9 protein-coding genes are annotated in these 12,947 nt (G+C 57.1%); 4 read left to right on the top strand and 5 right to left on the bottom strand.

Annotated elements, in window-relative coordinates:
* Positions 1-30: 30 nt before the first annotated feature.
* The 3 genes from K0H80_RS18645 to ompR form a co-directional block, all read right to left on the bottom strand.
* Positions 31-1,989, bottom strand: a complete 1,959-nt coding sequence (locus K0H80_RS18645; RefSeq protein ID WP_220072570.1) for a methyl-accepting chemotaxis protein — start codon at positions 1,987-1,989, stop codon at positions 31-33.
* 150 nt (positions 1,990-2,139) lie between these two features.
* A complete protein-coding gene (gene envZ / locus K0H80_RS18640) occupies positions 2,140-3,450 on the bottom strand; it encodes a two-component system sensor histidine kinase EnvZ (RefSeq protein WP_220072569.1) in 1,311 nt (436 codons plus the stop codon).
* 21 nt (positions 3,451-3,471) lie between these two features.
* A complete protein-coding gene (ompR, locus tag K0H80_RS18635; RefSeq protein ID WP_011867431.1) occupies positions 3,472-4,197 on the bottom strand; it encodes an osmolarity response regulator transcription factor OmpR in 726 nt (241 codons plus the stop codon).
* 406 nt (positions 4,198-4,603) lie between these two features.
* Between ompR and greB the strand changes: the two genes are divergently transcribed.
* The 3 genes from greB to K0H80_RS18620 all read left to right on the top strand — a co-directional run bounded on the left by greB (position 4,604) and on the right by K0H80_RS18620 (position 9,623).
* Positions 4,604-5,086 carry a transcription elongation factor GreB gene (greB, locus tag K0H80_RS18630; protein ID WP_220072568.1) on the top strand — a complete coding sequence of 161 codons (483 nt, stop codon included), beginning with the start codon at positions 4,604-4,606 and terminating at the stop codon, positions 5,084-5,086.
* 234 nt (positions 5,087-5,320) lie between these two features.
* On the top strand, positions 5,321-7,132 hold the full coding sequence (locus K0H80_RS18625) for a thiamine pyrophosphate-binding protein (protein ID WP_220072567.1): 1,812 nt from the start codon (positions 5,321-5,323) through the stop codon (positions 7,130-7,132).
* 127 nt (positions 7,133-7,259) lie between these two features.
* Complete coding sequence (locus K0H80_RS18620; RefSeq protein WP_220072566.1) at positions 7,260-9,623, top strand: Tex family protein; 2,364 nt, start codon at positions 7,260-7,262, stop codon at positions 9,621-9,623.
* A gap of 94 nt (positions 9,624-9,717) precedes the next feature.
* Here the strand turns inward: K0H80_RS18620 and K0H80_RS18615 are convergent, their stop codons facing one another.
* The gene (locus K0H80_RS18615) at positions 9,718-9,936 is read right to left on the bottom strand and encodes a hypothetical protein (protein ID WP_220072565.1); all 219 of its coding nucleotides are present in this window, start codon (positions 9,934-9,936) and stop codon (positions 9,718-9,720) included.
* A gap of 492 nt (positions 9,937-10,428) precedes the next feature.
* Here K0H80_RS18615 and K0H80_RS18610 point away from each other — a divergent pair, with 492 nt between their 5' ends.
* Positions 10,429-12,417 (top strand): LTA synthase family protein, encoded by a 1,989-nt coding sequence (locus K0H80_RS18610; protein ID WP_220072564.1) that lies wholly within the window; start codon positions 10,429-10,431, stop codon positions 12,415-12,417.
* Here K0H80_RS18610 and K0H80_RS18605 read toward each other — a convergent pair.
* Positions 12,410-12,904: a hypothetical protein gene (locus K0H80_RS18605; protein ID WP_220072563.1), complete on the bottom strand. Its 495-nt coding sequence runs from the start codon at positions 12,902-12,904 to the stop codon at positions 12,410-12,412. The two genes, K0H80_RS18610 and K0H80_RS18605, sit on opposite strands and share 8 nt — an antisense overlap.
* Between the last annotated feature and the right edge of the window lie 43 nt (positions 12,905-12,947).

Below are 12,947 nucleotides of genomic sequence, written 5' to 3'. Positions count from 1 at the left end.
TCTGCTGGCCAGATTCCAGTTTGAGCTGGGTTAGGCGGCGTTATCCAGAGATTGTCCGTCGATGCCCAGGCTGGCCTCGATGTCGGCGACCCCTTGGGCCACCTCATCGGCGATCACCTCGCTCTGGCTGGCGGCGGCCATGGCGTGCTGTTTCAGCGACTCCATCGCCTGTGACAGGCTGTCCAGGTGGCTGGCCTGATCGACGCTGAAGCGACTGCCCTGCTTGGCGGTCTCTGTCATCTCCTGAGACTGTTGCTGCACCGTCTGGGTCACCTGCCAGAGATTCTGCGCCCCCTGGGCCTGCTTCTGGCTGGTGCTCGCTATCCCCTCTACGCTCAGGGTCAGTTGCTGATTGGCTTCAGTGAGCTGACTCAATATGGTCACCACCTGCTGCAAGGATTCCTGGGTGCGCTGAGACAGGTTACGCACCTCGTCGGCGACCACGGCGAAGCCGCGTCCCTGTTCACCGGCGCGGGCGGCCTCGATGGCGGCGTTGAGGGCCAGCAGGTTGGTCTGCTCGGCGATGTTGCCGATCACATCCAGTATGGTGGAGACGTCGTTGACCGAGGTGGTCAGGCTGCCTAACGAGAGGTGGCAGTGGCTCACCGCCTGCTGAGTCTCGTCAGCGGCGCTCATGAAGGCCTGCACTTCCTCCTGACTGGCGAGCATCTGGCTATGGGTCTGCTGGGCATGCTGCTCGACCTGGCTGGAGAGTTCGCTCACCTCTCGGGCGATGGCGCGTACCTGCTCGGTCTGATTCTGCGCCGTGTCGACTATGCCCAGTGTGGTTTCCGTCCCCTGGGTCAGCTCGGTAATGCGGTGTACCAGCTGCGACAGCGAGGTGGAGATCTGGCCTATCTTGACTCGTTGGGCGGCATCTTCCGCCTCGAAGCGGTCGAGTAGTTGATTGAAGTGACCGGCTATTTGGCCGGTCTCACAGCGACGCTCTATGGTCAGGCGCTCGCGGTTGTTGGACTCGCTAAGGCGCATGAAGGCCTGATTCAGGTGTCTGAGGGGCTTCACCACCCGGCGTTGTTGCAACAAGAGGTAGACCAGGGCAAACACCGCCAGCACTGAGACCACGCCGTAGAGCAGGGTCTGTAGCTGCTGTTTGAGGTGCAGGTTTTGCGCCTGCTGCGCTTGACCGAGCTGGAGCAGCTCATCTTCGATGCGGACGATGGCGGCCATCATGGCTTCCTGGGCGGCCTGGTTGGCGGTCAGCATCTGGTGAGTGTTGCTCACCTCTTTGCCATAGCGCTGGCTGAGGGAGAGCAGCTCACTGTAGTAGCTCTCGCCTATCTCTACTTGTTCCGGCTCGTCGTCGCCCAGGGCAAACTCGTCGGCCTCCTGGGCTTCATACAGGCCGAGTAGCGGCAGCTTGGCCAGTTGGTCGTGCCAGTCGGTCAGGGCCTGGATCTGAGTCGCAAGTAATGATTTGAGGCGCTGATCTTTGCCGATCAGATAGTCCTGGGTTAACTGTGACAGCTGATACACCAGAGCTGGCAGGCTCTGAGTCAGCTGCAGGTATTGCTTGGCGAGTCTTGGGTTTTCTGCCAGCCCCTTGTCGGCATACTCAGCCAGGTGCTGGTTATAGGAGATCATCTCGCTCTCGGCGTGGGCCAGCAGCTGACGGGGATTGCCGGCCAGCTTACCCGCGGCGCGGTATTGGGTATCCAAGTCTTTGATAAAGTTTGAGATAGACCCTTGTAGTCGGTTGGCTTCCTCATGAGAGAGCTGGTCCAGGCTGGCGGCTATGGTCTCTAGCTGTTGCTTGGCGCTGCTCAGCTGCTGGCTGTTGCCCGTGCTCAGGTAGCTCTCCAGCTGGCGGCGTACCTCGACCAGAAACTGCTGCTGCAGATCGGCCAGCATCTGATTCTTCTGCTCTATCTGGGCGCGCTCCTGGTTGCTCCATACGACAACACCGGCCAAGAGTGCGGCCAGCAGTAACAGGGTGGCAGAGGCCCAGAGGGAGAGGGTGGAAATTTTCATGATCGCGCGCCAGTGACAGTTTGCGCCAGAATATGACGTAATTGTTGCAAATTGATGACACAGCACTCAAGTATGGCACTTAGGTATGACGTCTGAGTATGAGAAGAGAGTGAGCTATTGCTAGGGTTTAGAGGAGGGGCCGAGAGGCAGCTATTCCAGCGGCAGCCATACCTGGGCATGCAGGCCGCCTTCGGGGCGGTTGGTGAGTACTACCTGGCCCTGATGACGGTCGACGATTCGCTTGATGATCGCCAGTCCCAGGCCTGAGCCGACGCTGCCGCGGGCGCTATCGCCCTGGGTAAAGGGCTGGAATAACTTGGGGATCTGATCGCTTGGGATGCCTGGGCCGTTGTCTTCCACGCCGAAGCCTACCCGTCGTCCATCGAAGCTGGAACTCAACCTCACCCAGCCGTTGCCGTAGCGGAAGGCGTTCTCCACCAGGTTACTGATGATGCGTTTGACCGCCACCGCCTGCATGGGGATCTCGGGGCACTCGTTTAGCGCTAGTACTATCTCGCCGTCGCGGTTGGTCTCGGCCTGGGCGATATCCTGCAGCAGATCGTTTATCTGCACCAGTTCGCGGTTGGCCTCCTGATCCTGACGTATGTAGGCGATAAACTGGTTGATGATGGCGTCCATATCTTCGATGTCATGCACTATGCCCTCTTTGAGGTACTCATCTTCCTCCACCATCATCTCGGAAGCGAGACGGATTCGGGTCAGCGGCGTGCGCAGATCGTGGGAGATTCCTGCCATCAACAGGGCCCTGTCCTGCTCTAGTTGCTGCATGCTGCGGGACATCTGGTTGAAGGCGTTGGTTACCTCGATGATCTCTGTGGAGCCACTGGGGGGCAGGGGCGCGGGATAATCGCCGCGGGAGACGGAGATCGCCGCCTTCTGCAGGCGCTTGAGCGGTTTGTTCTGCTTGCGGGCAAACCACCAACCGCCGGCGACACTCAGGGCACCGATCACCATGAGGTAGAGGGTCAGGGGCGAGAGACCAAATTCGTTGAAGCCGGTCAGAGGCACCTTGATCCATACCGATGGCGCCTGGGGCGGGCGGATCCAGATCTCGAACTCCTTGCCTTGGGCGATGCGCACCTCGGCCTTGCCGCCCAGATGCTCTGACATCTGCGCCGATAGCAGACTGTAGTAGGCGGCGCGATCGACCCCGGCCTCGCGGGCATCCTTAAGGTTGTAGATCTCCATGCTGTCGTCGCGCACCTTGGCGTTGAGGGCATCAACCATGGAGAGGTGTTCGCGGCCGACATCTACGCCATCGACGAACAGCAGGTTTACCTGGCGGGCGATCAGCTGGTTGATCTGCTGGTAGGTGGGTTGAATAAAGTACACAGCCACCGAGAGATAGGAGACCAGCTGATTGACCAGCAGCAGCGAGCCTATCAGCAGTACTGTCTGACTGAAGGCGCTGCGGGGAAGAAAGCGTTTAAACCAGCTCATTATTATTGACGATGGCCGGGGCTAACGCCGCGCGGCACCGTCGGGTACAAACACATAGCCCAGGCCCCAAACGGTCTGGATATATCTTGGGTTGGCGGCATCTTTCTCGATCAGGCGACGTAGGCGCGATACCTGCACGTCGATAGAGCGCTCCAGCGCCGAATAGTCGCGGCCGCGGGCCAGGTTCATCAACTTGTCCCGTGACAGCGGCTCCCTGGGATGACTCACCAACACCTTGAGCACGGCAAATTCGCCGCTGGTGAGGGATATTGCCTCTTCGCCGTGGTACATCTCGCGGGTGGCCAGGTTAAGGGTAAATTCACCGAAGGTGATCTCCTCTTCCTGCTGTGTCGGCGCGCCCGGGACTTCGGGGGCCTGACGGCGCATGACAGCCTTGATGCGAGCCAGGAGTTCTCTGGGGTTGAAAGGCTTGGGCAGGTAATCGTCGGCGCCCAGCTCCAGGCCTATGATGCGGTCCACCTCGTCACCCTTGGCGGTCAGCATAACTATGGGAATTGTATTGCCATTTTGGCGCAGGCGGCGGCAGATCGAGAGGCCATCCTCGCCCGGTAACATAAGATCCAGCACCAGCAGGTGGAAGTTTTCCCGCTCCAGCAGCCTGTCCATCTGCTCGGCATTGGCGGCGCTCCTGACCTGGTAACCCTGTTCCATCAGGTAACGCTCTAGCAGGGCTCTTAGGCGCATATCATCATCGACAACGAGAATTTTAGAGGTTTCTTGTCCCATGCTCTCTATCCCTTATTTCAGTGCGATCGGCTCGAGGTTTACCGCTCAACTGGCTGAATTTCAATATTAATCTTATGTGCCTGCTTAATATAGCCGCTTTGCTATTTAAAAGCCTAGCGAGATTTCATCCAGAGTTGCGGTGATATTTCACAGTGTTAGAAGTAAAACAATTGTAATATACTGATACCAAATGAAATTATATGCCTTTTGACTATTCGCCGGGAAATTGTAACCAAATTGAAACCGCCAGTTGGTGAGCGATTGGGGAATGACTTGGCTTATCGCCTCGCCAAGGTCGTGCCACTGGGCTATTGTTTTTCAGCGGCTGCGCTGGTTATTATCAGCCGAAAATCATTTGATGTGCGGGCGGTTGCCTGGCATCTTGTTGAGTCGTGACGAGAGAAAGATGAAAGCCATGTTGATCACCCGCGAAGGGTGGCAAGCGCTCGACAGAGAGCTTAAGTATTTATGGAAAGAGTACCGCCCCGAGATCACCAAGAAGGTGCAGGAGGCGGCGGCCCAGGGCGATCGTAGCGAAAACGCCGACTACACCTATAACAAGCGCCTGCTACGTCAGATAGACAGCCGGGTGCGCTACCTGGTGAAGCGGGTGGAGGATCTGCAGATCGTCGACTACTCGCCACAGCAGGAGGGCAAGGTGTTTTTCGGCGCCTGGGTCGAGCTGGAAAACGAGGAAGGCGAGATTGTGCGTTATCGCATCGTCGGCAAGGACGAGCTGGATACTAAGCTGGGTTACATCACCATAGATTCGCCCATGGCGAGGGCGCTGATCGGTAAGCAGGTGGACGACGAAGTGGTGGTCAACACCCCAGCGGGTAAGAAGGAGTGGTACGTCAACAAGATCCAATATAAGGCGTTCGAGGACTAAGCCTGCCTTCGCGATTTCAGCCCGGGTGTAAGCCTGGGCTAACGCCTCCAGCCTCAGTTAATGCTCTGATAAACAAATCAATATCTGTCTAAGATGAGCCCTGTAACGAAATCTTGTCACTGTGGTTCGCCCTTGGCATAGCACTGCGCGCTAAGCCTTGATGATCTCGATCAAGGCGCAGATGCGCCGCAGCCCCTAGGCTACAGACATTTTTGGACAACCCGAGAGTCTAACGTGTCTGTATCGATCGAATCTAACTTTGGCGCCGACTACGCCGCCCATCTGCCGTTGCTTGGCGATAGCATCGCCGAGCTGCTGGCCTTCTTCGGTGTGAAACGTGTTTATGGTGTCGGTGGCGACTTCGTCGCTAACCTGATCAACACCCTGGATAAGCGGGTGGCGGTATTGCCCTCGAGTAACGAGATGCACGCCGGTTTCAGTGCCTGCGCCCAGGCCGAGTTGAATCCTCTCGGGGTCTGCATGACCACTTATACTGTCGGTAGCCTGCCCTGCACCTCGGCGGCGGCCCTGGCGCGCACCGAAGGCCTGCCCGTGGTGTTTATCTCGGGTGCCCCCGGCGAGGCGGAGATCAACAGTCAGGCGCTGCATCACAGCGTGCATCCCCATACGGCATGGCACACAGATCTCGATGCGGCGCTCAACGCTTTCAAGGCGCTGGGCCTGCGCGCCGAGCGTTTGCAGGGCCAGCGACACAGCGGTCAGCCTAACGTGGCGGCGGAGCAGTTTCTACAGCTGCTCACCCATGCCTATGTCAATCGTCAGCCCGTGTATATCGAGGTGCCACGGGATCTTATCTATCAGCCCACCCAGGCCCTGAGCCTGCCGACTTGCCCGAGTGAGTTAAGGCCCCAGGCGCTTAATCTGAGCGGCGCCGAGCTGATCGCTAGCCAGATCAGCACACAGCTGCAGCGTGCCAAGGCGCCGCTGGTATTTCTCGGCGAGAAGCTCAGACTCAATGCACCGCTGCTGGCGAAGATTTTAAGTTTCTGTGAACACAACAAGCTGCCCTATGCCACCACTTGGTTTGGTAAGGGGATGCTGGATGAGTCGAAGCCACTTTGCCTGGGTAGCTACAATGGTGTATTCAGCCGCTTGCCATCTCAGGAGTATATCGAGTCTGCGGCCGACTATGTGCTCGAGCTGGGTACGGCGATTTTCCCTTCAGACACCAATAATGCCTTTAGCAGCCAGACCCACGCCATCGACAATCATGGCAACAAGACCATGCTCAAGGGCACGGCCCAGTGGGAGGCGGACATCGCCGCCGTGATGGAGCTGCTGGGCGAGCAGCCTATTATCAAGGCGGCGCCAGTGCATCTGAGCCTTGATATCGAATCTAACTCTGTATCTGAGCCTGCTAGAACCAGCGATGCTGAGCTGGGTTATCACCATCTGGCGGCCTGCATCAACGCGGCGCAGCGGGCTAGCGAGCGTCCCTTCATCTTCGTGCCCGAGGTGGGTAATTCACTGTTTGCCAGCTTCGAGCTGACCACCCTTGGTAGCGATATCGGTCGCAGCTATCTGGCTAATCCTTGGTATGCGGCCATGGGCACCAGCCTGCCTTATGCCAGGGCCGTTGTAGATCAGCTCGCCGAGCAGGGCAGCGTCCAGCCCGTGGTGGTGATCACCGGCGACGGCGGCTTCAACTTCCAGGCGAACGAGCTGATCAACCTGCAGAAGCAGGGGGCCAACCTGGTTATCGTTTACATGCGCAACAACATTTTCCATCTGGGTAAGGCTGGCGATGCGCCCATCTATGCCTGTAACCATGAGGGATTCGATCCTAAGTTGTTGATTCAGGCCTATGGTGGCAAGGGACATCTGTGCCGGTACGATGGCGAGTTTGTCGATACCCTGTATGGCTGCATCGCCAGTGGTGGCCTGCATCTTATTGAGGTGCCAGCGCCTATCGAGGAGTCATTCCAGAGCGATACCACCCAGAAGCTCAACTGTTACATCGGCTATCGTAACGGTCAGGCAGAGGCAACTCGCCGCTGGCAGGAGTTATGCGAAAAACGCGGCTAAACTGAGAGACGTGTCGCCTAATTTACCCTGCTTTATCTAGGGTTGCGACAGATAGGGCGTACAACTTGGCCCTGGGCTGTGTTATCTTTGGCGGCACTTAACTCTCTATTTGGGCACGACGTAATCTATGCAAAATATTGCACAAATCATCGCTCAGGAACTTAATGTTCGTGAGCAGCAAGTGACGGCAACTATCACTCTATTGGATGACGGCGCGACGGTTCCTTTCGTGGCGCGTTATCGTAAAGAGGTCACAGGTGGTTTAGACGATACCCAACTGCGCACCCTCTATAGCCGTCTGGGCTATCTGCGCGAACTCAACGATCGCCGTCAGGTGATCCTCTCCAGCATTCAGGCCCAGGGTAAGCTGACCACCGAGCTGCAGGCCGCCATAGACCAGGCCGACAGCAAGACACGCCTGGAAGATCTCTATCTGCCCTACAAGCCTAAGCGTCGTACCAAGGGGCAGATCGCCATCGAGGCGGGTATCGAGCCCCTGGTGGATCGTTTGCTCAGTGATCGTCAGGCGGATATCGAGGCCCTGGCGAGCGAGTATCTCAATGCCGAGGCGGGGTTTGATGAGGTGAAGGCGGTGCTCGATGGTGCCCGTTTCATCCTGATGGAACGTTTTGCCGAAGACGCCGAACTGCTGCAGAAGGTGCGCCAACACCTGACCCAGAGCGCCGTGCTCGAGAGCCGTGTGGTGAAGGGTAAGGAGAAAGAGGGCGCCAAGTTCAGAGACTATTTCGAGCACAGCGAGAAGCTGATGAATGTGCCTTCTCATCGCGCCCTGGCCATGTTGCGTGGTCGCAATGAGGGCGTGCTGAGCCTGAGCATGAATGCCGACCCAGACAGCGAGGCCAAGTCAGGCAGTTACTGCGAGGTGATCATTGCCGATCACTTTAACCTCAAGCTGAGTGATTCCGCCGTGGATCAGTGGCTTAAGCTGGTGGTCACCTCTACCTGGCGCATCAAGATCGCGCTGCAGATGGAGACTGAGTTTATCGCCAAGCTGCGCGAGCGTGCCGAGACAGAGGCGATCAATGTCTTCGCCCGTAACCTGGGCGATCTTTTAATGGCGGCGCCTGCCGGTGCCAAGGCCACGCTGGGTCTGGACCCAGGGCTGCGAACCGGCGTCAAGGTAGCCATAGTCAACAACACGGGCAAGCTGATGGCCCACACCACCATCTTCCCCCATGCGCCGCAAAACCAGTGGGATAAGTCGATCCGTACCCTGGCGAATTTAGTGAAGATGCATAAGGTGGAGCTGATTGCCATAGGCAACGGCACCGCCTCACGTGAGACAGACAAGCTGGCGGGTGAGCTGATTGCCGAGCTGAAGAGTGAGCTGCCGACACTCACCAAGATTATGGTGAGCGAGGCGGGCGCCTCCGTCTACTCCGCCTCTGAGCTGGCGGCGGAGGAGTTCCCCGAGCTGGACGTGTCGATTCGCGGCGCCGTCTCTATCGCCCGTCGCCTGCAAGATCCGCTGGCGGAGCTGGTGAAGATAGAGCCTAAGTCTATCGGCGTGGGCCAGTATCAACATGACGTGAGTCAGAGTCAGCTGTCACAATCCCTCGAGGCCGTGGTGGAAGATTGTGTAAACGGCGTGGGTGTTGATCTCAACATGGCCTCTATGCCGCTGCTGACTCAGGTGGCCGGCCTGAACAAGACGCTGGCGCGCAATATCGTCGAGTACCGCGACCAGAATGGTCAGTTTACCTCGCGTAAACAGCTGCTTAAGGTGCCACGTCTCGGCCCTAAGGCGTTCGAGCAGGCGGCCGGTTTCCTGCGTATTCGTGAGGGTGACAACCCGCTGGATGCCAGCGCAGTGCATCCAGAGACCTATGCCTTGGTTGAGTCTATCGCCAAGGCGCAGCAGCAGGCGGTGGATGCCCTGATAGGCAACACAGATCTGCTCAAGCAGATCGATGCCAAGGCGTTTGTGACCGAGGAGTTTGGTCTGCCGACCATAGAAGATATTCTCAGCGAGCTGGATAAGCCGGGTCGTGATCCCCGCGGCGAGTTTAAGACCGCCGTGTTTAAGGAAGGGGTCGAGGAGATCAAAGATCTTAAGGTCGAGATGATCTTAGAGGGCGTGGTGACCAATGTGACCAACTTCGGCGCCTTCGTCGATATTGGCGTGCATCAGGATGGACTGGTGCATATCTCGTCGCTCACCGACAAGTTTGTCAGCGATCCCCACACAGTGGTGAAGGCCGGTGACGTGGTCAAGGTCAAGGTGATGGAGGTCGATGCCGAGCGTAAGCGTATCAGCCTGACCATGCGTCTGGACGAGAAGCCGGGCGAGAAGCAAATGTCTCACCAAGGTGGCAAGGGCCAGGCGAAAGCGGGTCAAGGCAAGGGACATCAAGGTAAAGGCTCACAGGGCAAGAGCCAGGCTAAGGGTCAGTATAAGCAGCCCAAGGCACCGGCTAACGCGGCCATGGGTAATGCCTTTGCCGATGCCTTCGCCAAGCTGAAGAAGTAATCTCGCTTTACCGTTTTTAAAGGCCGCACTTGCGGCCTTTTTTATGCCTAGATTCCACACAGATTCGCTTGGTCGCTGGCCCGACTTCCGGCGTCTAGAGCAGGAGTTCGGCCGAGAGTATCTTGAGCCGCCTGACGCCATTTTGTTTACCCCTGGCGATCACCTTCTGCTTGGCGAGCGTCAGGCCGTGGGCATTGACTATCACGCTGGCACTGAGGGTGTTTTCCAGTCGTGTCTTGTTTGCCTTGGTGCCGGGACGGCCGCTTAGCGGCGTGGGTGACTCGAAGCTATAGCTAATGAGGTAGTCAGCCATGGGGCACCTCCGGCGTGGATCTCTGATATGAATGCATGGGTAACCGTATGAATTGTCGTGTGTAAGCTGTTAGAAAATAACCAGTTGTTATTTTTATGTATTTGCGAGGCCCTAAGGCTTGTTGGCAGACACTGTCCTCGGCAGGTGGCCATGAGCGATTCAAAATCGAGCCCTGGGCATATTCTCTTTATACGGCGTAGAGCCGAGAGCCATCTATTATCTGATTGTTTTAACTGATGTTGTTGGCTCTTCTGACGCTATCCTACCCAGGGAGGGGAGAGATCGAAAGATAGTTACTATTCGATTTTTTAATAGATTACTGGGGCTTCTGGCGGGCAAAAAGCGCGGGAATCCACTATTTAGCTGATAATTCACGTCTTATTTAACTGTTACACTTTTCGAACTTTTTACTGACTTTTATGTCAAAATGGCACATTGCCGAGCGAACATGCTCGTACCCATTAAGCGATAGCGATTTTGATTGAGGAAACCATGACGACGTCCCACAAGAAACATGGGCCAATGCGGGCCATTGTCTACTTTGGCCTGATAGCCCTGGCCATCACGATGCTGAGCCGTATCGGCTTGGGCATCTGGCAGGCCGATAGGGTCGCCGCCGTGGATGGCTGGTCACACCTGCTGCTTCAGGGACTGAGGGTCGACTTTGCCACCCTGTGTTGGTTATGGGGCATCGCCGCCCTGGGCACCACCATCTTTGGTGGCGACCATATAGTCGGCCGTGGCTGGAAGTCGGTACTGAGAGTCTGGTTGACCCTGGGTCTCTGGTTGATGATCTTCCTCGAGCTATCGACTCCCTCGTTTATCGATGAATATGGCCTGAGACCGAATCGTCTCTATATCGAATACCTCATCTACCCCAAAGAGGTGCTCTCCATGCTGTGGACGAGTCGTAAGGGAGAGATCTTCCTCGGGCTGATCGTCAGTACCCTGAGTCTGTGGGGCGGCTGGCGCCTGAGTGGGCGCTTACTGAAAGAGGTGGTTTATCCGCGCTGGTTCTGGCGTCCGGCCATTGCCTTACTGGTTATCGCCGTGACCCTGATGGGCGCGCGCTCTAGCCTGGGGCACAGACCGCTTAACCCGGCCATGGTGGCCTTCGCCGACGATCCGCTGGTGAACTCTCTGGTGGTGAACTCCTCTTATTCGCTGGTGTTTGCCATAGATCAGATGGCGGCGGAAGCCAATGCCTCTAAGGTGTATGGCAAGCTGGAGAAGAGCCAGATTATAGACAACATACGTAAAGACAGTGGTCGCCCGCTAAGCGCCTTCACCTCTGAGTCTCTACCGAGCGTGACCTATAACCAGGCGAGTTTCCAGGGCAAGCCCAAGAACCTGGTGATCATACTGCAGGAGAGCCTGGGGGCGAGATTTACCGGTTACCTTGGCGGCCTGCCGCTGACGCCTAATATCGATGCCTTGGCGCAAGAGGGCTGGGCCTTCAATCGTCTGTACGCCACGGGTACCCGTTCGGTGCGCGGCATCGAGGCGGTCACTACCGGCTTCACGCCGACCCCGGCACGTTCCGTGGTTAAGCTAGGTAAGAGCCAGACCGACTTCTTCACTATCGCCGATCTGCTGAAGATGAACGGCTATGAGACCCAGTTTATCTATGGTGGCGAGAGCCATTTTGACAACATGCGCAGCTTCTTCCTGGGCAACGGCTTTAGCGATATCGTGGATCAGAACGACTATAAAGATCCTGTGTTTGTCGGTTCTTGGGGCGTGTCGGACGAAGACCTGCTCAAGCGAGCCAATAACGAGTTTGAACAGTTCCATAAAGAGGGTAAGCCTTTCTTTAGCCTAGTGTTCAGCTCCTCTAACCATGAGCCGTTCGAGTTCCCCGATGGCCGTATTGAGCTCTACGATCAGCCTAAGCAGACCCGTAATAACACGGCCAAGTATGCCGATTATGCCGTGGGTGAGTTCTTTAAACTGGCCAAAGCGTCCAGCTACTGGAAAGACACACTATTTGTAGTGGTGGCCGACCATGAGAGCCGCGTAGGCGGTGCCTCTCTGGTACCCGTGGAGCAGTTCCGCATCCCGGCGATCATCATAGGTGATGGCATCACCCCTAAGATGGACCAGCGTGTCGCCAGCCAAATCGATCTGGCACCGACCTTGTTGTCCTTGATGGGCGTCTCGGGTAGCTACCCTATGCTGGGTCGGGATCTGACCAAGATGGATGACGACTGGCCGGGCCGCGCCCTGATGCAGTACGACAAGAACATGGCCTATCTGCGCGGTGACGATGTGGTGATCCTGCAGCCAGAGCGTGAGCCGACCGGCTACGCTTATGACTTTGCCAGCAATACTCTGACCCATAAGGCGCAGAGCGATGAGATGAAGCAGACCGCCTTGTCGTGGGCGCTGTGGGGTAGCATGGCTTACCAACAACAGCTGTATCAGACGCCGCAGCAGAGCACGGCATCGAACACGTCGTCGGATGAAGCGTCGATCAGATAAAGGTGGATAACTCGGGCTCTCCCTTGGGGAGGGTCTGAGTCTGGTAGAAGCTGGCGATGTGGGCTGACACGCTCTGATAGAAGCTGTTGGCCTGGTTCTCGAAGCGGGTCTTAGGTTTTTGGGGCTCTCTTGGCGTCTCAGTCTGCGCGCTACGTATGTCGCGGCGTGCCAGCGCAGGCTTCATCATCAGTGGGCGTATGATGGCGGCGGCGCCTTGTTTCGCCTGTTGCTGTTGTTGCTGACCTTCCTGCTGATGCTGGCCTTGCCCTTGCTGCTTGGCCTGCACCTTCTCATTGAGTTTTGCCTGAATGTTGGCCTGATCCGCCGCGCGCTCATTCTGAGGATTGAAGGGGCGCTCTTCGTTGCTCTTGGCGAGCTGAGGCGCAGGTATGATTGGTGGGCGTTGCTGACTCTCTACCCGCGCGCTATCGGTCGCGGCGTTGGTCGTCGCGATAGGCACTTGCGGGTAGTTGGTCACCACTAACATAGAAAACTCCTAGCGTATTGCCTAAATAATAACCAAAAAGTGT

This window comes from Shewanella aegiceratis, from assembly GCF_019457495.1.
Classification (GTDB): domain Bacteria; phylum Pseudomonadota; class Gammaproteobacteria; order Enterobacterales; family Shewanellaceae; genus Shewanella; species Shewanella loihica.
Note: the sequence above shows the minus strand (reverse complement) of the source record. Positions and strands in the feature narration are given on the sequence as shown.